An 18,204-nucleotide genomic window follows, 5' to 3' on the forward strand; every position below is an offset into this window, starting at 1 on the left:
GTACAGACCAAGAAAGGAACGCGGGTTGTCGTTCCGACGTCTCCCAGACGGAGGCGCGGTGACGCGGTGCCGCGGACGGACCGGTCCCCGCGGCCGGGCGCCCCCGGATTCCGCTCCCCCACCCACCGGGCGGAAACCGTCAGCGGCGGGCGCGGGAAACCACCCTCGGCGGCCGACCTGATGTCCTGATCGCGACCGACGGGACACCCGGCGGCGGCCGGTGTGATTCGCTGTCCGCGGCCCCTTGTGGATCGCCGGACGTACACCGCCGTGTTGAGAGATGGTGGAGAAAGGCGAAGGTGGCGTGAAAGACGTGCGTGAGCGCGCTACGACAAGGGGAGTCGGCACGGGGGACCACGTGCCGTGCGAAAGGGCGAAGGCGGTGCGTGATGAGTACACCCGGGTCTTCCGTCGCCGAGGGTGACGGTCCGGTTCTCGGTCCGGTGCGTCCGGGCGGGCTGCTGGACGTGCTGGGCGTCGCCTCGGTGGTCCTGGACACCGAGGGCCGCATCGTGCTGTGGAGCCCGCAGGCCGAGGAGTTGTTCGGCTACTCGGCGCGCGAGGCGCTGGGCCACTACGCCGCCCACGTGATGATCCACGAGCAGCACATGGACCTCGTGGTGAAGCTCTTCTCCGACGTCATGGCCACCGGCGAGGGCTGGGCCGGCGCCTTCCCGATCCGGCACAAGGACGGCAGCACGCGGCTGGTCGAGTTCCGCAACATGCGCCTGATGGACGACCGCGGCGACGTGTACGCGCTCGGTCTCGCCGCCGACCAGTCGACGGTACGGCGGCTGGAGCGGGACGTGGCGCTGTCGGCACAGGTGGTCGACCAGTCACCCATCGGGATCGCCGTACTGGACACGACCCTGCGCTATGTCTCGGTCAATCCGACGCTGGAGCAGATCGACGGCGTCCCCGCCGACGCGCACCTCGGGCGGACCATCCGCGAGGTGCTGCCGATGCTGGACTCGGACGTCCTGGAGACCGCGGCCCGTCAGGTGCTGGCGACGGGCCGGCCGCTGGTCGACCGGTCGATTGTCGGCCGTACGCCCGCCGACCCCGACGAGGACCACGCGTGGACGGCCTCGCTGTACCGGCTGGAGGACGCCGTGGGCACCGCGCTCGGCGTCGCCATGTCCCTGGTCGACATCACCGAGCAGTACCGGGCCGGCATCGAGGCCGAGACCGCCCGGCGCCGGCTCGCCCTGATCGCGGACGCCTCCACCCGGATCGGCACCACGCTGGAGCTGGACCGCACCGCCCGGGAACTCGCCGACGTCGCCGTCCCCGAGCTCGCCGACATCGCGGCCGTGGATCTGCTGGACGCGGTGGTGGAAGGCCGGCGCAGCAGCCTCGGCCCGTCCGAGCCCGCGGTGATCAGGGCCCTCGCCGTACGCGCGGACCACGCGACCGAGGCCCTGCTGGCGGCCGACACCCCCGGGCAGGTCGCGCGCTACGAACCGGACCGTCTGGTCACCGAGTGCGTCCGTACCGGGAATCCGGTCATGGTGGCCCGGGTGAAGGACGAGGACCTGCCCCGTATCGCCCGCTCCCCCGAGGCGGCCGTCGTGCTCGCGCGCGCCGGTGTCCACTCGTATCTCGCGGTGCCGCTGATCGCCCGCGGCGAGGTGCTCGGCGCGCTGGACCTCAAACGCACCCGCAATCCCCTGCCGTTCAGCGACGACGACCTGCTCCTTGCCCGGGAACTGGCCGCCCGCGCGGCGGTGCAGATCGACAACGCGCGCTGGTACCAGAACGCCCGCGACACCGCCCTCACCCTCCAGCGCAGTCTGCTGCCCAGCCATCCGCCGGTCGTCGGCGGCCTGGAGGTCGCCTCGCGCTACCAGCCGGCCGGCGACACCGTCGAGGTGGGCGGCGACTGGTTCGACGTCATCCCGCTGGACGGCGACCGGACCGCGCTGGTCGTCGGGGACGTGATGGGCAGCGGGATCAACGCCGCCGCGACCATGGGCCGGCTGCGCACCGCCACCAACACACTGGCCTCGCTCAACCTCGATCCCGCCGTGCTCCTGGAGCACCTCGACCGGATCACCGCGGGCCTGGACCACTCCATCGCCACCTGCCTCTACGCCGTCCACGACCCCCGGCTCGGGCAGTGCCTGATCGCCAACGCGGGCCATCTGCCGCCCGCGCGCGTGCGGGTGGGCCACGCGCCGGAGCTGCTCGATCTGCCGACCGGGGCGCCGCTCGGCGTCGGCGGTGTCGCCTTCTCGACGACCAGTTTCGACCTCGGCCCCGGTGACCAGCTGGTTCTGTACACCGACGGCCTGGTGGAGACCCGCCGCCACTCCCTGGACGAACGCCTCGACGCCATGCTGAGCCTCCTGGACGACCCCGCCCGCCCCCTGGAGGACGTCTGCGACCTGCTCGTCCGCACCCTGCACCACCCGGACAACCACGACGACGTGGCGGTCCTCATCGCCCGCGCCCAAGACCGGGGTTGAACGCCCGGCCCATTTCGCGCGGACACCTTCGCGGCCTCGCGGGCGGCGCCTGGACCGGCAGACGGCGCTGATGCGCCCCGTGGTCAGGGGAGCCGTAAAGCAAGGGACCACGCCCGATCTGTCCGACAACGTTCCGGCCGGGTGGACCCACCACGCCGTGCGGCGACTTCAATCCCGCCACCCTGGGGCAGGGCGGACCCAGCACACCGTCCGGCGACTTCAAGCCCGCCCGCACCGATCCGGCCGGGCGGACCCACCACGCCGTCCGGCGACTTCAGGCCCGCCACCTGCGGCAGGGGGCCGGCCCCGCTCACGACCCGTCCCGCCCGTCGCCGCGCCCGCCGCTCAGCCCGGCAGCCCGCCCACGACCACGTGTGCGTCCGAGTCCTCGCCGACCGACACCTCGGCCGTCAGTCCCGCGCGGGTGAAGGCGGTCACGGCGGCCGGGGCCTGGCGTTGGCTCGTCTCGCTCAGGAGGCGGCCGCCGGGGGACAGCCAGTGGGGTGCCTCGGCGGCGACCCGGCGCAGGACGTCGAGTCCGTCGGCGCCGCCGTCGAGGGAGCGCAGGGGCTCGTGGTCGCGGGCCTCCGCCGGCAGCAGGCCGACCTCGCCGGTGGGGACGTAGGGCACGTTGGCGGCCAGGATGTCGACGCGGCCCCGGAGTTCACCGGGGAGGGCGGCGAACAGGTCGCCCTCGTGTACCCGGCCGTCGTAGGCGGCGACGTTGCCGCGCGCGCAGCGGACGGCGGTGGGGTCGATGTCGGCGGCGTGCAGTTCGACGGGGCCGAGCGCCGCGGCCAGCGCGGCGCCGACCGCGCCCGAGCCGCAGCACAGGTCGACCACCAGCCGCGCCCGCGGCACCCGGGCGAGGGCCTGCGCGACGAGGAACTCGGTACGGCGGCGGGGTACAAAGACCCCGGTGTCCACGGTGATCCGCAGACCGCGGAACTCGGCCCAGCCGACGACGAGTTCGAGTGGTTCTCCGGCGACCCGGCGTGCGACCAGCGTGGCGAGTTCGGCCGGGGTGCGGGCGGAGTCGAGGATCAGGGCCGCCTCGTCCTCGGCGAAGACACAGCCCGCCGCGCGCAGGGCGGCGACCACCGCGTCCGGGGAGAGGGCCGGCGGACCGGCGGGAGGCATGGACGGTACGGATGCTGCGGGAGGCATGGACGTGCGAGGGCCTTTCGGAAGTCGAAGGGCGCTCTCGCGGTCACCTCTGTCGGGGATCCGCGCCGGTCGGAGGAGCGAGCACCCCATCTGGCACAGCGTTGATGGGTCTCACCTCCTCGGTCGCACACGGCCGGGTCCACCCGCGGCCGGACGGCCACCCTACACCTGATCGATCAGACGCCGACGGTCTCCTCGGCCTCCTCCTCAGCCTCTGCCCCGGCCTCTTCCCCGGCGTCCTCCCGGACCTCGGTCCGCGGCTCCGCGGCCACGGTCGGCGCACCCTCGCGCCCGCGCTCGTGAACCGCGGCGAGCGCGGTGAGCGCGAGGCCGGCGAGCAGCCAGGCGGCCAGGGTCGTGATGTTCCGGGCCAGTCCGTCGCCGCCGAAGTAGAGCAGGCCGCGGGCGCCCTCCACAAAGCCGGCGCCGTTCCAGAAGGAGTGCAGCGTCCCGAAGAAGCCGTTCTGGAGTTCGGGCCTGAACAGGCCGCCGGAGCTGGTGAAGTTGAGCATCACGAACAGCACCATCATCGTCAGCGTGGTCCAGCGCTTCAGGAACGTGTGCAGGCCGAGGCCGATGAAGAGGATGCCGGCGGAGTAGAGCCAGGCCATGCCGAAGACACCGGCGAGTCCGTGGTGGGCGAGGTGGAAGACGGGGCCCGCGAGCAGCGCGCCGATCCCGCCGACCACGGCGGAGACGCCGAGCGTCAGCAGCGCGCGGATCCGCATCGGCAGGGCGCCGCCCGCCGCGCCGATCGCGGCGACGGAGGCGTACGAGCCGATGCTGACGGCGATGAGCAGGAAGAACAGCCCCTGGCCGCTCGGGTCGTCGGCGACCGGGGGGACCGCGTCGGTCACCTTCAGCGGCAGGCCCTGCTCGGCGGCGAGGGGTGTGAAGACCCGCTGGACGGCGAGGGCGCCCATGTCGGACGAGGCGGTGGCGACGACCAGTTCGGGCGACTTGGCGTCCGGCACGTAGGCGCCGGTGATGGCACGGGACTTGAGCAGGTCCACGGCTTCCGCGCGGGTGTCGACGGTCCGTACGTCGAGCTTGTCCCCCGCCGAGTCCTGGACCGCCCCCGCCAGTGCCTTCGCCTCCGGCGCGCCGCCCACAACCGCGACGGGCAGCTGGTGCGGCTCCGGGGTCACGAAGGCCCCCATGTAGGCGAGCCCCATACCCAGGCACATCAGCAGCGGGGCGATCAGATGGGTCAACGCGTGCCGCAGCGCCGGGGACCTCATGGCGCGCACCTCCAATGGTTGGCATATACAACTCTTGCTTAAGTTGTACTATACAACCAAGAGCGAGGGAGTGAGAAATCATGGACGCAGCCGAGGCCGTGGAGACCATCCAGCGGGAGATGACGACGTTCGCGCGCCGGGCCCGTGCGTCGGCGGGGCGGATGCACCCCGAGCTGTCCCTGGTGTCGTACACACTGCTCGGGCATCTGGAGGAGCGCGACGGCTGCCGGGCCACCGACCTGGCCGCGCACTACGCGCTGGACAAGTCGACCGTGAGCCGCCAGGTGGCGGCGCTGGAACACTCGGGGCTGATCGAGCGGCGGCTGGATCCCGAGGACGCCCGCGTGCAGGTGCTGCACCTCACCGGCGCCGGGCGGAGCATCCTCGCCCAGGTCACACAGAGCCGTCGGGCCGCGTTCAGGGAGCGGCTCGCGGGCTGGCCGGAGGCCGATCTGGAGCGGTTCGCGGAGTATCTGGTGCGCTACAACGGCTGGTCACCGGCGGACGACGAGGAGGCCGCCGGGGGCGGGGAGGAAGCTGCCGGGGGCAGGCAGGACTGAGGCGCCGTCGCGGTACCGCGGCGCCCGCCCGGTCTCACACCCCCACCGTCGCCCGCTCCTCCCCCGCCCCCTCGGGCGCCCGCGCCGACATGAACGCCGTGGTGCGGCGCAGGCGGAAGCCGAGCGCCTCGTAGAGCCGTATGGCGTTGGTGTTGGCGGCGCTGGCGTGCAGGAAGGGGGTTTCGCCGCGTTCGCGGATGCCGTGCGCGACGGCCAGGACGAGCCGGGTCGCGAGGCCCTCACCGCGGGTCGAGGGGTCGGTGCAGACCGCGCTGATCTCGGTCCAGCCCGGCAGGTGCAGCCGCTCCCCCGCCATGGCGACGAGCCGGCCCTCGCGGCGCAGGCCCAGATAGGTCCCCATCTCGATGGTGCGGGGCAGGAAGGGGCCCGGCCGGGTGCGCTCGACGAGATCGAGCATCTCGGGGACGTCGGCGGGGCCGAGCCGGATCGCCTCGGGGTCGGGCGCGGCGGCGATTCCGTCGTCGACGAGCTGGACGCCCTCCGCGCGGAAGGTGATCGTCCAGCCCTCCGGGACCGGGTTGAGCGTGCCGAGCAGCGGGACGTCGCTGCCCGGTCCGGTGAGGGCGACGAGGTCCGCCCAGTCCTGCGGCCCGGGGTCGTCCGGCATCGCCAGCCAGGGCGAGACGTCGACCGGGTAGCGCAGGATCCGGCCGCGGCGCTCGGCGAGGTGGGCGTGGGGGCCCTGCAACGCGGCGAGCGCCGGGTTGTCGAGTATGTGACGGGGTGCGGCCTCGGTCACGGAGCCACCTCGATCACGACCTTGCCGCGCGCGTGTCCGCTCTCGACCTCGCGCAGAGCCTCCTCGGCCCGCTCCAGCGGGAACGTCCGCGTCACCCGCGGGTCGAGGGCGCCGCTCACCACGAGGTCCGCCACCGCCGCCAGGACGGCCGCGGTGCGGGCCCGCTCGACACGTGCGCCGCCCAGCCGTTCGGCCTCCTCGGGGCGTACGGCCGCGGTGATCAGCTTGGTGCCGGGGCCGGCGAGTGCGGCGGCCTCGGTGAACACCTCGCCGCCGACGAGGTCGTAGATCCCGTCGATGCCCTCGGGGGCGGCGGCGGTGGCCCGCTCGGTCCAGCCGGGGCCGGACGGTACGTGGACGGCGCCGAGTGCGGCGAGCAGATCCTTCTTGCCGTCGCTCGCCAGGCCCAGCACACGCACGCCCTCCGCGCGGGCGATCTGCGCGGCCGCCACGCCGACGCCGCCGCCCGCGCCGGTGATCAGCAGCACCGACCCGGCGGCGAGGTCCAGCTGGCGGATTCCGTCGTACGCGGTCGCCCCGGCCACCGGGATGGTCGCGGCGTCGGTGAAGGACAGCGCGGCGGGCTTGTGGGCGGTCAGCCGCTGCGGCAGGACCGCGAACTCGGCGTAGCCGCCCGCGACGGGCGCGCCGAAGACCTCGTCGCCGACGGCGAAGCCGGTGACCGACTTCCCGGCCTCGACGACCACGCCGGAGACCTCGCTGCCGAACACGGCGGGGAACGCTCCGCCGCCCTGGCCCGGCGGGCGGTACCCCGAGCGGATCTTGTGGTCGACCGGGTTGACGCCGGCCGCGCGCACGGCGATCAAGAGCTCCTCCGGGCCGGGGCTCGGGCGTTCCACGTCGACGAGCGCCTCGGTCTCCGGACCGCCGTGCCGGGTGAAGACGTATGCCTTGGGCATCTGGGCTCCCACTTTCTCCGCTGTCGCCGGGGCACGAGGGGTCACGTGCCGCCGGACGGGGCACCTCGGGCAAGGAAGATCGCGGTCCTGCTATTCCCCGAGGCCGGGAGACTTCATACGCGCTTAACGATCGCGCGTCCGAACGGGTCCGGAGCAGCTCCGACGGCACGTACCGTTGAATCCGTAAGCAACAGTCGAAGGGCTCCAGCCGTATGCATGTCACCCGAGGGTTCACCGGGCGCCCGCGCGTCGACGATCCCGGGCTTCCGCCCGGTCAGTACGACGCGGGCGACGACTGGCCCGTGCTGTCCGCCGAGGTCACCCCCGAGCTCACCGCCGCCGACTGGACGTTCCGGGTCGACGGCCTGGTGGCCCGGCCGCGCACCTGGGACTGGGACGCGGCGCACGCGCTGCCCGCCTCCGAGTACAAGGGCGACATCCACTGTGTGACGAGCTGGTCGAAGTTCGGGGTGCGGTTCGCGGGTGTGTCCCTGGACGCGTTCCTGGACGCGGCGGGCCCGCTGGACACCGCGACCCATGTCGTGGCGTACTCCCACACCGGCTACACCGCGAACGTGCCGCTCGCGGACGTCACCGGCGGCCGGGCCTGGATCGTCTGGGAGTACGACGGCCGGCCGCTCGCCCCCGAGCACGGCGGTCCCGCCCGGCTGATCGTGCCGCATCTGTACTTCTGGAAGAGCGCCAAGTGGATCGCGGGCCTGCGCCTCCTCGACCACGACGAGCCGGGTTTCTGGGAGCAGAACGGCTATCACGCGCGGGGCAACCCGTGGGAGGAGCAGCGGTACTCCGGTGACTGATACGGCCCTCTCCCCCGCGCCCTTCACGCCCCCGACCCGGTTCGCGGTGCCCGGCCGTGTCCCCGTCGGCAACGACACCGCCGGCACCTGGCAGTCGGCCACGCTCACCGAGATCCGCCGGGAGACCCCGCACGCCGCCACCTACCGCTTCGCGGTGCCCGCGTGGGCCGGTCATGTGCCCGGACAGCATCTGATGCTCCGGCTGACCGCCGAGGACGGCTACACCGCCCAGCGCCACTACTCGCTCGCGTCCGCGCCCGACGGCTCCGGGCACATCGAGCTGACGCTGGACCACGTCGAGGGCGGCGAGGTCTCCGGCTGGTTCCGCACCGAGGCGCGGCCCGGTGACCGGATCGAGCTGCGCGGCCCGCTGAGCGGCTTCTTCGCGTGGCCCGGCGACCGGCCCGCGCTGCTCCTCGGCGCCGGTTCCGGCGTGGTGCCGCTGATGTCGATGGTGCGTCACCACCGGGCGCGGAGGCTGTCCGTGCCGCTGCGGCTGCTGGTCTCCGCGCGCAGCCCCGGGGAACTGATCTACGCGCGCGAGTACGGGGCCGAGACCACACCGGTGTTCACGCGCGGTGCACCGCCCGGAGTGCCGGTCGGCCGGATCTCGGCCGCGCACGTGGAGCCGCTGCTGGCCGAGGCTCCCGAAGAGGGCTGGGAGGCCTACGTGTGCGGCTCCAACGGCTTCGCCGAACACGCCTCGCGTCTGCTGGTGGCGGCCGGTCAGCCGGTGGACCGTATCCGGATCGAACGCTTCGGCTGAGACACGGAGTTCGGGCCCGTCGTACGGCGGGCTGCCTCCGTGTGTGACGTATCGCATGCCCGGAACGGGCCCCATGTCCGCTCTCGCGCGCACAAGGCGAGGCAGACGGGGTACGAGATCTGTGGAGCCACTCGCAGGTGTGACGGCGAGGAGTACGGCATGCGAATCCCGGTGCGTGGCTGGCGCTGGCGGTCCAGTCCCCTGCGGCGTCGGTCGGATGTGGTTGAGGCGTGGACGACGGTGGCGGTCGCCCTGCTGCTGTTCGTCGGTGCGCCACTGGTCGGCGCCGTCACCGCCTGGTGGGCGTACGGCAGTGCCACGGCGACCGTGACCGCGCAGCGCGAGCAGCGGTACGCGGTGCGGGCCGAAGTGGTCGGCGCACCGCCGGAGTCCCGTCCCGCGGTCGGCGGCGGGCCGCACATGTACCGCACGCAGGTCCGCTGGACGGAGCCCGGTGAGCAGCCCCGGACCGCCACCGCGCGGGTGCCGGGCCGCGCCCGGGAGGGCGATGTGGTCGACGTGTGGTTCGACCGCCAGGGCCGCACCGTCGCCCCGCCGACGGACGGCTCCCTGGTCTGGCAGCACACCGTGACGCTCGGCGCGTGTGCCGTGGCCGGTGCCGCGCTGCTGGTGCTGCTCGCGCGGACCGCCGTGCGGCGGATCGCCCTCGGCCATCGACTGGACGAGTGGGAGCGCGCCTGGGCGCGCACCGAGCCGGAGTGGACCCGCCGCCGGGCGTGAGCTCAGCCGGGCAGGTCGCCGTCGCCGCCGAGGTTGGCCACGATGCGGCGCAGCACGTTGACCGTGGTGACGAAGTCGGCGGTGTCGATTCCGTCCAGGGTCCGCCGGTGCACCGGCAGGCCCCGTTCGCGGGCCCGCTGCCGCCCTGCCTCGCCCTGTGCGGTGAGGGTCATCGTCCCGTCGGTCTCGGTCGTCCAGCCCCGGTCGGCGAGATCGTCGAACACGTCGTCGAAGTCGGTGCCGAGATCGTCGTAGGGGCCCAGCCGGGCGACCAGTTCGGGGCGGGTCCACCGGCCGGGTGCGGCGGCGACGTGGTTCAGGGTCCACCAGTGGGGCTGGGTGAGGTCCTCCACGGCCAGTTGCGCGCGGATCGCGCCCACGACCAGGCGGTAGGCCTGGCCGGTCCAGGCGCCGATGGGCTGTGCGGCCAGTTGCTCCTGCGGGTACTCCTTGAGCGCCATTTCCGGGCACCTCTCCGTGGGGTCGTCGGAACGGACACGACCGTAGAACCTCAGGTTTGATCGAGGTCAAGAAGGGCCCGTTGGCCTGGTGTGTTGTCCGGGCGCGTGTCTACGGTGTGATCATCCGAGTCCGGTTCCCCTCGAAGGCGGTCCCCGCATGGCCCTGTTCGACCTCCCCCTGGACGAGTTGCGCGACTACCGCGCCGACTCCACCGCGCCGGAGGACTTCGACGCGTTCTGGTCCAAGACCCTCCAGGAGGCCCGCGAGTACGACCTGGACGCCCGGTTCGAGCCGGTCGACACCGGTCTCGCCACGCTGCGCACGTACGACGTGACCTTCGCCGGGTTCGGCGGGCACCCGGTGAAGGGCTGGCTGACCCTGCCGGCCACGGCGGAGGAACCGCTGCCGCTGGTCGTGGAGTTCGTCGGGTACGGCGGCGGACGCGGACTGCCGGTCGAGCACCTGCTGTGGGCCTCCTCCGGGCGGGCGCACTTCGTGATGGACACCCGCGGACAGGGCAGCGCCTGGGGCGGGGGCGGCGACACACCCGACCCGGTGGCGGGCGGGCCCGCGTACCCCGGGTTCATGACGCGGGGCATCGAGGCGCCGGAGCAGTACTACTACCGCCGGGTGTTCACCGACGCCGTACGGGCGGTGGAGGCGGCCCGCTCGCATCCGCTGGCCGACGCGTCCCGGACGGTGGCGACGGGCCGCAGCCAGGGCGGCGGCATCAGCATCGCGGTCGGCGGGCTAGTCCCGGACCTCGTGGCGGTCGCCCCGGACGTGCCGTTCCTGTGCGACTTCCCGCGCGCCACGACCCTCACCGACCGGCACCCGTACCGGGAGGTCGCGCTCTGGCTCAAGACGCACCGCGGCCGCACGGAGGACGTGCTGCGCACCCTGTCGTACTTCGACGGTGTGCACTTCGCCGCCCGGGGCAGCGCCCCGGCGCTGTTCTCGGCCGCGCTGGAGGACCAGACGTGCCCGCCGTCGACGGTCTTCGCGGCCTTCAACGCCTGGGCGCACGAGGACAAGAACATCGAGGTGTACGACTTCAACGACCACGAGGGCGGCGGCCCCTACCAGGAGGCGACGAGGCTGCGCTGGCTGCGGGCGTACGCCTGACCCGACTGTCCGACCAGTCGGTACGATCACCGGATTCGACCCGAGCCACACCGGTCCCGTCGGAGCCACGCGCTTTCGGACACGACGGCTTCGGCGGTTCCCGCGGGCTCGCGGACCCCGGGGCCGGGGTGCCGATGGGCTGTGTGATCAACCGGATGGCCCCCCATGGGCCCCCACATCGCGGACGATCCACGGACGACGGCGCTGGTGACCGCCGTGTACGAGGCGCTGTGAGCGATCACCGGGCGTCGCGGATGGGCCGGTTTCGGCCGAACCCGCCGGACCGGTCTTCCCAGGTGGTTTAGACCAGTGCTAGATCTGGTGGCGCAATGAACCCGCACGATTACGGCACGTCACCAACAGGAGGGCGCGGCATGGCCCGCACCACCCCACACGACCACCCACAGGACGAGGTCCGGCCCCTGTACCGGCGCATCGCCTCGGAGCTGCTCGGCGAGCTGCGCGACGGCACCATACCGCCCGGCGAGCGGCTTCCGGGCGAGCGCCAGCTGTCCGAGCACTTCGGGGTCAGCAGGGAGACCGTACGACAGGCGCTGGAGGTGCTGCGCCACGAGGGTCTGGTCACCACGGACCGGCGGGGCAGCCACGCCACGCTGCCCGGCGCGCCGGTCGAGCACCCGGCCGCGCTGACCTTCCCGGTGGGCACCCGCGGCCCCGAGCAGGGCGCCTACGACCGGGCCACGGTCACCTGGGAACCGCCGCCACCCTCGCACGCCGAGGCCCTGGGGCTGGCCCCGCTGCGGCCGACACTGGTCCACCGCTTCGAGTCCTCCGGCGCCGACGGCGGTGGCCGGCGCACCGCGCTCACCTCGTTCTCGGCCGTGGCGCTCTCGGAGGTCGAGGAACTCTCCCGCTACCGCGAGCGCCCCCACAACAGCGGCTCGGCGCAGTTGCGGCGCGTCTACGACTGGATGCGCCGGGCGGGGCTCGCGCTGCATCACCGCGACTCCATCATCCGGCTCGACGACGCCCCTTCGATGCGGGTGACCCGCCAGGTGCACGACCAGTTCGACCGGCCGCTGGAGATCACCGACCTCGTGGTGGAGGCCCGGCAGGACCCGCTGGTCTACGAGTTCACCGTCCCGGCGGCGGGCTGAAGCGCAGTCAGGGGCGGGGGTCGCGGACGACGCGGGCCTGACGGCCCAGGGCGAGCAGTCGCCCGTCGGCGGACCAGACGGCACAGTCGTCCACGGCCCACGCTCCGCCCGCGCGCTCGTTGCGCATGTGCACCAGCGCCCAGCCGCCGTCGACGGGGCCGGCGGCCAGGGCGTCGGTGAAGTGCACGGTCAGCTCGGCGGTCGGCACGGGCCGCGGGATGGTCCAGCGCGCGAAGAGGGCGGGCGGCAGGACGTCGGTGAGTGTGGCGACGGCCTCGGCGTCCAGCGCCCGGCCGTCCAGGAACCGTACCCACGCGGTGAGTTCGGCCCGGTCGCCGCCGGCCAGCGGTCGGTCGTCGGTGGCGGGGCGGATCTCCAGCTGCCGCGCGAACGGCGCGAGCCGAGGGGGCAGTTCGACGGCCGGGCAGTCGTCGGGGCCGGGGACGCCGGGTGCCGGGCGGCCGTCGTACGACGGTCCCGTGCGGGCCGGGCCGAACAGCGCGGTGCCCAGGACAACCGGCGCCCCGTCCTGGTGGCCGGTGAACATACAGGCGGCGGTGCGGCGCCCGGCCGCCGGGGCGGACCCGGAGAAGTACAGCGGGCTGACGTCGACCGGCGCGAGGAAGTGTGTGGTGAGGGTGCGGACCGGCCGGGCGTCACCCGCGAACCGGTCGCGTACGGCGCGCAGGGCCAGCGCGGCGACATGGCCACCGTGCGCTCCCTTTCCGGACCACCACAGGGGGTCGATACGGGTCTGGGTGTCGATCGTCATGGTCACCCGCTCACCGTAGCCCAGCGAGTTGGAAAAACAAACCCACTCGGGATTCAGCCGGCCGTGCGGGCCACCACCATGCGCACCCGCGGACTGCCGTCCTGCCGTCGCCCGAACTCGGGCAGCGCGGTCAGCTCCACCCGGAATCCGGCCCGCTCCAGCTCCCGCCGCACGTCGGCGAGGCGGAAGTCCCGGTAGTACATGACGAACGGGGGCCGCCAGACGGCGTTGCGCACCCGCATCACCGCGTCGAAGCCGAACAGCATCCAGTACGCGGCCGAGGTCGGACGGGGCGGCGCGATCACCGGGAACACAAAGCTGCCGCCCGGCCTGAGCACCGACCGCACCTGGGCGAACAGACCGGGCAGCTCGTCCGGCAGGAAGTGCCCGAAGGCGCCGAAGCTGACGACGAGATCAAAGGCGGGCGTGAAGGGCAGGGCGCGCGCGTCGGCCCGGACCCAGGAGACCCGTGGGACGCCGGGCCGGACGCGCTCGCGCGCCACGTCGAGCATCCCGGCGCTGAAGTCGACGCCCGTCACACTGCCGCGGCAGACCGTGGCCAGCACCTCGGCCCCGGCGCCCGTGCCGCAGCACAGGTCGAGCCCGTCGTCGTACGGTCCCGTCCGGGCCAGCGCGGCGGCGACCGCGTCGAGCACGGCGTCGGGAGTGCGGAACGGCGTGTGGTCGAACTTCGGCGCGAGCAGGTCGTAGCCGCGCTCGACGGACGACAGCGCCTGCACGGCGAGTTCACGCAGGGTCGGGCCCTCGGGGGTGAACATCCGCATCACCCCTGCGCGACGCGCGACGCGCGCAGGTCCAGGACGGACAGCACCCGTTCGCACCAGCTCAGATACTCCCCCTCGAAGGCGATCCCGCCCATCAGCGTGAGGTAGGGGCCGATCCGGTCGGCCTCCCGGAGGTACTCCTCCTCGGTGCGTCCGCCGAGGAGCCGCTCCCGCATCCGCCCGTAGCGCTCCAGCTTGGCGCGCGCCCGCGCCATCCGCTCCTCGACCAGCTCGCGGGTGACCGCGGGGTCACCGTCGTCCAGGGCCTGGATCTTGATCAGCAGTTCGTCGCGCAGGGCGGTGGGCCGCCGGGTCGGCGCGACGGCGAAGGCGGTCAGCTCGTCGCGGCCGGTCCGGGTGAGCGTGAACATCCGCTTGTCCGGACGCCGTTCCTGCCGGACGACCCGGGCCTCGATCAGCCCGTCCTGGGCCAGCCGCTCCAGCTCGCGGTAGAGCTGCTGCGGGGTCGCCGGCCAGAAGTTGGCGATCGACACGTCGAAGGACTTGGACAGCTCGTACCCGGAGGCCTCGCCCTCCAACAGGGCCGCCAGGACGGCGTACTTCAGAGACATGTGGACACGCTAGCAGCAGGTGACTATTCTCATCCGCACCTACTCAACTAATTGTCTATGGAGTGTTCTCATGCGCGCTTTCCGCGAGGCCGTCGAGGCGAAGGACCTGGATGCCGCCGAGGCGCTCCTCGCCGACGACGTCGTCTTCACCAGCCCGGTGGTCTTCAAGCCGTACACCGGCAAGGCGATCACGGCGGCGATCCTGCGCGCGGTCGCCGACGTCTTCGAGGACTTCCGGTACGAGACCGAGTACGCGGGCGGTGACGGCCGTGACCACGCGCTGGTCTTCACCGCGCGCGTGGGCGACCGGGCGCTCACCGGCTGCGACTTCCTCCACGTCGACGACGAGGGGCGGATCGACCACCTGATGGTGATGGTCCGCCCGCTGTCCGGCGCGCAGGCGCTGGCCGAGGCCATGGGGGCGCGGTTCGACGAGATCGCCAAGGAGGCCGCGCGGGCGCAGGAGCACACCGCGTAGCCGCCCGACGGTGCCTCACGGCGGGGTCCGGCGGCACTCCGCGAGCCGCCGCTCCAGGAACCTGCGCTCGGCCTCGTTCTCCACCAGCTCCAGCGCGCGTGCGTACGCCTGCGCCGCCTGCTCGGTACGGCCGCTGCGGCGCAGCAGATCGGCCCGGGTCGCCGGCAACAGGTGGTACTCGGCCAGCTCGCCGCCGCGTTCCAGCTCGGCGACCAGGGCGAGGCCAGCGTCCGTGCTCCGGGCCATACCGACGGCCACCGCCCGGTTGAGCCGCACCACGGCGGAGGGCACCAGCCGTTCCAGCTCGCCGTAGAGAGCGGCGATGTCGGCCCAGTCGGTGTCCGCGGCGGTCCGCGCGGTGGTGTGGCAGGCCGCGATGGCCGCCTGGATCTGGTACGGGCCCGGGCCACGGCGGCGCAGCGCGGTCTCCAGCAGTGCGGTGCCCTCGTCGATCCGAGCGCGGTCCCAGGCCGTACGGTCCTGGTCCTCCAGGGTGACCAGCTCGCCGTCGGCGTCCACCCGGGTGCCCCGGCGGGCGTCGTGCAGCAGCAGAAGGGCCAGCAGGCCGAGCACCTCCGGCTCGTCGGGCATCAGCCGGGCCAGCAGCCGGGCGAGGCGCAGGGCCTCGGCGGACAGGCCGGTGCGCAGCAGGTCGGCGCCGGAGGAGGCGGCGTAACCCTCGTTGAAGAGCAGGTAGACCACACCGAGGACGCCGGTCGTGCGCTCGGGCAGCAGATGGGCGGGCGGTACCCGGTAGGGGATGCCGGCGTTGCGGATCTTCCGTTTGGCGCGCACCAGGCGCTGGGCCATGGTCGCCTCGGGCACGAGGAAGGCCCGGGCGATCTCAGGTGTGGTCAGCCCGGCGAGGGTACGCAGGGTGAGCGCGACCCGGGCCTCGACGGGCAGCGCGGGGTGGCAGCAGGTGAAGATCAGCCGGAGCCGGTCGTCCGCCACACCGCTGCCGTCCCCGCCCTCGCCGTACTCGTCGTGCCCGCCATACCCGTCGTACCCGTCGCCCGTGTCGCGTGCCAGCACCGCCGCCTCCCGCAGCTTCTCCGCCCCGACGGCCTCCCGGCGCAGTACGTCCAGGGCGCGGTTGCGGGCGGTCGTGGTGAGCCAGGCGCCGGGGCGGCGCGGCACTCCGTCGCGCCGCCACCGGTCGAGGGCCTGGGCGAAGGCGTCCTGGGCGCACTCCTCGGCGAGGTCCCAGTCGCCGGTGACCCGGATCAGGGTGGCGACGACCTGGCCCCACTCCTCGTGGAACGCGGCCGCGACGGCCTCCTCCACGTTCTCCCGTGTGTCGCTCACTCCCAGATCGGCCTGATCTCGACCGAGCCGCCGGCGAGCGCGGCGGGGTGCCGGGACGCGAACCCGATGGCCTCGTCCAGATCGGCGACCTCGATGATGTCGAAGCCCGCGACGTACTCCTTGGACTCGACGAACGGCCCGTCGGTGAGCAGCACCTCGTCGCCCTGCACCCGCACCGTGGTGGCGTCGGTCGACGGTCGCAGCCGGGCGCCGCCCCTGGCCACGTCCCGGGTGCGGACCCGGTCGATGTAGTCGGTGAAGGCCGGGTGCTCGCCGATCTCCTCCGGGCTGAGCTCCTCGCCCCCGACGGGGGTGCAGATGAACATGACGTACCTCATGAGCGGGCCTCCTCGATACCGGCGTCGAACGCGGCCGACGTGTGCTGGTGGACGATCAGCCACCGGTCGGCGGGCAGCCGGTAGCCGGTGGACACGCGCAGGGTGCTGTCGAGGGCCTCGCCCGTGGTGAGGGTGGCCCGTGTCCGCACGAGCGCGTGGCTGAACGCGACGCTCTCGTCCACCCGGAGCCGGAAGTCGAGCACCTCGCGCTCGACGGGCCCGGTGACGGTGGAGAACCACCACTCCTGGGCCTTGCGGAAGGCGTCGATGCCGCTTCCCTCCAGGCCGGACATGGGGTGGAACACCTCGACGTCCGGGGCGTAGGGGGCGAGCAGCCGGTCCAGGTCCCGGTCGCGGACAGCGGCCGTCAGTCCGGCGTCCAGGGCGCGGATCGCGGTGTCCGCGTCCTCCTCGTCCGACATGGGCCAGAACGGCCGTACCTCCATGGCGCCAAAGGTCGCGACCGGGTGTTCGGCGGCGGCCTCGACCGCCTGCTCCAGGGTGTCGCACTCCAGGACGTCGAAGCCGGCGACGTACTCCTTGGTCTCGGCGAACGGACCGTCCGTGCGCAGCACCTCCCCGCCGCGCACCCGTACCGTCACCGCGCCGGAGGGGGCGGCGAGCCGGTGGCCGTGCAGCCGTACGCCGCCGGCGCCCAGCTCGTCCACCCAGGGTTCGACGGGCGGGGCGCCCGAGGCGTCCGCGGTGTCGTCCCCGCAGACGAGCAGCATGTACTTCATCGTTCCTCCAGGTCCTCAGGAGCTTCCTACACCCCACCGACGAACGGGGCCCGGCGGAATCGACACACCCGTCACACGACTTTCCCGGCGGCCGGAATCCGACCTCCGTGGCGCCTCGGGCGGGTGATCCACGGTTGGATGGGGTCATGACCACCGACGAGGACGCCCGGCGCATGCGGGCCAACCGGGCCAACTGGGACGCGCGCACCCCGGTCCACCTGGCCAGCCGGTTCTACGGCCTCGACGCGGCCCCCGACCCGTCCCGCTTCTTCGCGCCCTTCGAGTGGGAGGACCTCGGTGATCCCGCGGGCCGTGACGTGCTGCACCTTCAGTGCCATCTCGGCACCGAGACGATCGCCTTCGCCGAGCGCGGCGCCCGCAGCGTCACCGGCCTGGACTTCTCCCAGGCGTCGGTGGAGGGCGCCCGGGACGTGGCGGCCAGGGCGGGCCTGGACGTGACCTACGTGCGGGCCGATGTGTACGACGCCGTCGAGGCGCTGGACGGGCGTCAGTACGACGTGGTGTACACCGGCAAGGGCGCGCTGTGCTACCTGCCCGATCTGACACGCTGGGCCGCGGTCGTCGGCCAACTGCTGCGCCCCGGCGGGGTGTTGTACGTCGTCGAGTTCCATCCGCTGCTCAACGCGCTGGGCCCGAAGCCCGGTCCGGACGACGGGCCCGAGCTGCTGCTGCGCCACGACTACCTCGGCGGCGGTGGTCCGGTGCACCGGGACGCGACGTTCACCTACACCGACGGGCCGGCCGTCCAGGGGGCCACGGACAGCTTCGAGTGGATGCACGGAATAGGAGACGTCGTCAACGCGTTGACAGAGGCAGGACTGAACGTCCGGCGGCTTCGTGAGAGCGACGAGCTTCCCTGGCCGCGCTGGTCCCGGATGCAGCGCGCCGAGTCGGGCTGGTGGCGGCTGCCGGAGCCGAGGATTCCGTTGCTGTACGGGCTGCTCGCGGGCCGCTGAGCCGTAACTCGCAGCCCCTTCCGGGCACGGGGTGCTACAGTGCCATCAGCACTTGTGTTCGTCCCGCTGTGGACGCCGGTGCCAGTTC

General features: G+C 73.2%; 20 protein-coding genes and 1 pseudogene. 10 read left to right on the forward strand and 11 right to left on the reverse strand.

Annotated elements, in window-relative coordinates; translation table 11 throughout:
- The first annotated feature begins 389 nt into the window (after positions 1-389).
- Entirely contained in the window at positions 390-2,468 is a 2,079-nt protein-coding gene (locus ACIQAC_RS22540; RefSeq protein WP_402193636.1) for a SpoIIE family protein phosphatase, read from the forward strand.
- 345 nt (positions 2,469-2,813) lie between these two features.
- Here the strand turns inward: ACIQAC_RS22540 and ACIQAC_RS22545 are convergent, their stop codons facing one another.
- Together ACIQAC_RS22545 and ACIQAC_RS22550 are read right to left on the reverse strand one after the other, a co-directional pair.
- The gene (locus ACIQAC_RS22545) at positions 2,814-3,608 is read right to left on the reverse strand and encodes a putative protein N(5)-glutamine methyltransferase (RefSeq protein WP_402193638.1); all 795 of its coding nucleotides are present in this window, start codon (positions 3,606-3,608) and stop codon (positions 2,814-2,816) included.
- A gap of 203 nt (positions 3,609-3,811) precedes the next feature.
- Positions 3,812-4,876, reverse strand: a complete 1,065-nt coding sequence (locus ACIQAC_RS22550; protein ID WP_402193639.1) for a hypothetical protein — start codon at positions 4,874-4,876, stop codon at positions 3,812-3,814.
- A gap of 80 nt (positions 4,877-4,956) precedes the next feature.
- Here ACIQAC_RS22550 and ACIQAC_RS22555 point away from each other — a divergent pair, with 80 nt between their 5' ends.
- A complete protein-coding gene (locus ACIQAC_RS22555) occupies positions 4,957-5,436 on the forward strand; it encodes a MarR family winged helix-turn-helix transcriptional regulator (protein WP_402193641.1) in 480 nt (159 codons plus the stop codon).
- Between the two features lie 34 nt (positions 5,437-5,470).
- On the opposite strand, the gene ACIQAC_RS22560 is transcribed toward ACIQAC_RS22555, so the two are convergent.
- Positions 5,471-6,196: a GNAT family N-acetyltransferase gene (locus ACIQAC_RS22560; protein WP_402193642.1), complete on the reverse strand. Its 726-nt coding sequence runs from the start codon at positions 6,194-6,196 to the stop codon at positions 5,471-5,473.
- Positions 6,193-7,116 carry an NADP-dependent oxidoreductase gene (locus ACIQAC_RS22565; RefSeq protein ID WP_402193644.1) on the reverse strand — a complete coding sequence of 308 codons (924 nt, stop codon included), beginning with the start codon at positions 7,114-7,116 and terminating at the stop codon, positions 6,193-6,195. Before ACIQAC_RS22565 ends, ACIQAC_RS22560 begins: the two co-directional genes overlap by 4 nt.
- Before the next feature lie 212 nt (positions 7,117-7,328).
- On the opposite strand from ACIQAC_RS22565, the gene ACIQAC_RS22570 reads away from it, so the two are divergent.
- The 3 genes from ACIQAC_RS22570 to ACIQAC_RS22580 all read left to right on the forward strand — a co-directional run bounded on the left by ACIQAC_RS22570 (position 7,329) and on the right by ACIQAC_RS22580 (position 9,441).
- On the forward strand, positions 7,329-7,934 hold the full coding sequence (locus tag ACIQAC_RS22570; RefSeq protein ID WP_402193646.1) for a sulfite oxidase-like oxidoreductase: 606 nt from the start codon (positions 7,329-7,331) through the stop codon (positions 7,932-7,934).
- The gene (locus ACIQAC_RS22575) at positions 7,927-8,700 is read left to right on the forward strand and encodes a ferredoxin reductase (RefSeq protein ID WP_402193647.1); all 774 of its coding nucleotides are present in this window, start codon (positions 7,927-7,929) and stop codon (positions 8,698-8,700) included. Before ACIQAC_RS22570 ends, ACIQAC_RS22575 begins: the two co-directional genes overlap by 8 nt.
- A 159-nt stretch (positions 8,701-8,859) precedes the next feature.
- Positions 8,860-9,441, forward strand: a complete 582-nt coding sequence (locus tag ACIQAC_RS22580; protein ID WP_402193649.1) for a hypothetical protein — start codon at positions 8,860-8,862, stop codon at positions 9,439-9,441.
- A 2-nt stretch (positions 9,442-9,443) separates the two neighbouring features.
- Here the strand turns inward: ACIQAC_RS22580 and ACIQAC_RS22585 are convergent, their stop codons facing one another.
- Positions 9,444-9,902: a MarR family transcriptional regulator gene (locus ACIQAC_RS22585; protein WP_402193651.1), complete on the reverse strand. Its 459-nt coding sequence runs from the start codon at positions 9,900-9,902 to the stop codon at positions 9,444-9,446.
- Between the two features lie 157 nt (positions 9,903-10,059).
- Here ACIQAC_RS22585 and ACIQAC_RS22590 point away from each other — a divergent pair, with 157 nt between their 5' ends.
- The 3 genes and pseudogenes from ACIQAC_RS22590 (at position 10,060) to ACIQAC_RS22600 (ending at position 12,146) form a co-directional block, all read left to right on the forward strand.
- Positions 10,060-11,028 (forward strand): acetylxylan esterase, encoded by a 969-nt coding sequence (locus ACIQAC_RS22590; RefSeq protein WP_402193652.1) that lies wholly within the window; start codon positions 10,060-10,062, stop codon positions 11,026-11,028.
- 65 nt (positions 11,029-11,093) lie between these two features.
- Positions 11,094-11,262 (forward strand): annotated as a pseudogene (locus tag ACIQAC_RS22595) (EstA family serine hydrolase); the annotation flags it as partial.
- 140 nt (positions 11,263-11,402) lie between these two features.
- Positions 11,403-12,146, forward strand: coding sequence for a GntR family transcriptional regulator (locus ACIQAC_RS22600; RefSeq protein WP_402193653.1), 744 nt, complete (start codon positions 11,403-11,405; stop codon positions 12,144-12,146).
- A 7-nt stretch (positions 12,147-12,153) separates the two neighbouring features.
- Here ACIQAC_RS22600 and ACIQAC_RS22605 read toward each other — a convergent pair whose 3' ends face one another.
- Genes ACIQAC_RS22605 through ACIQAC_RS22615 form a run of 3 tightly spaced genes read right to left on the reverse strand, consistent with a single transcriptional unit; the run spans position 12,154 to position 14,275 of the window.
- Positions 12,154-12,918 (reverse strand): acyl-CoA thioesterase, encoded by a 765-nt coding sequence (locus ACIQAC_RS22605; protein WP_402193941.1) that lies wholly within the window; start codon positions 12,916-12,918, stop codon positions 12,154-12,156.
- Positions 12,919-12,971: 53 nt separating this feature from the next.
- Positions 12,972-13,697: a class I SAM-dependent methyltransferase gene (locus tag ACIQAC_RS22610; protein ID WP_402193654.1), complete on the reverse strand. Its 726-nt coding sequence runs from the start codon at positions 13,695-13,697 to the stop codon at positions 12,972-12,974.
- 5 nt (positions 13,698-13,702) lie between these two features.
- Positions 13,703-14,275 (reverse strand): PadR family transcriptional regulator, encoded by a 573-nt coding sequence (locus tag ACIQAC_RS22615; protein ID WP_402193656.1) that lies wholly within the window; start codon positions 14,273-14,275, stop codon positions 13,703-13,705.
- 70 nt (positions 14,276-14,345) lie between these two features.
- Between ACIQAC_RS22615 and ACIQAC_RS22620 the strand changes: the two genes are divergently transcribed.
- Positions 14,346-14,753: a nuclear transport factor 2 family protein gene (locus ACIQAC_RS22620; protein WP_402193657.1), complete on the forward strand. Its 408-nt coding sequence runs from the start codon at positions 14,346-14,348 to the stop codon at positions 14,751-14,753.
- A 15-nt stretch (positions 14,754-14,768) separates the two neighbouring features.
- Here the strand turns inward: ACIQAC_RS22620 and ACIQAC_RS22625 are convergent, their stop codons facing one another.
- Genes ACIQAC_RS22625 through ACIQAC_RS22635 form a run of 3 tightly spaced genes read right to left on the reverse strand, consistent with a single transcriptional unit; the run spans position 14,769 to position 17,139 of the window.
- A complete protein-coding gene (locus ACIQAC_RS22625) occupies positions 14,769-16,061 on the reverse strand; it encodes an RNA polymerase sigma factor (protein ID WP_402193658.1) in 1,293 nt (430 codons plus the stop codon).
- Positions 16,058-16,399, reverse strand: coding sequence for a YciI family protein (locus ACIQAC_RS22630; RefSeq protein WP_402193659.1), 342 nt, complete (start codon positions 16,397-16,399; stop codon positions 16,058-16,060). Before ACIQAC_RS22630 ends, ACIQAC_RS22625 begins: the two co-directional genes overlap by 4 nt.
- Positions 16,396-17,139, reverse strand: a complete 744-nt coding sequence (locus tag ACIQAC_RS22635) for a nuclear transport factor 2 family protein (RefSeq protein WP_402193660.1) — start codon at positions 17,137-17,139, stop codon at positions 16,396-16,398. Before ACIQAC_RS22635 ends, ACIQAC_RS22630 begins: the two co-directional genes overlap by 4 nt.
- Before the next feature lie 146 nt (positions 17,140-17,285).
- Here ACIQAC_RS22635 and ACIQAC_RS22640 point away from each other — a divergent pair, with 146 nt between their 5' ends.
- The gene (locus ACIQAC_RS22640) at positions 17,286-18,116 is read left to right on the forward strand and encodes a class I SAM-dependent methyltransferase (protein ID WP_402193661.1); all 831 of its coding nucleotides are present in this window, start codon (positions 17,286-17,288) and stop codon (positions 18,114-18,116) included.
- Positions 18,117-18,204 lie beyond the last annotated feature (88 nt).

It is taken from the genome of Streptomyces sp. NPDC088387, assembly GCF_044753385.1.
In the GTDB taxonomy this organism is placed as follows: domain Bacteria; phylum Actinomycetota; class Actinomycetes; order Streptomycetales; family Streptomycetaceae; genus Streptomyces.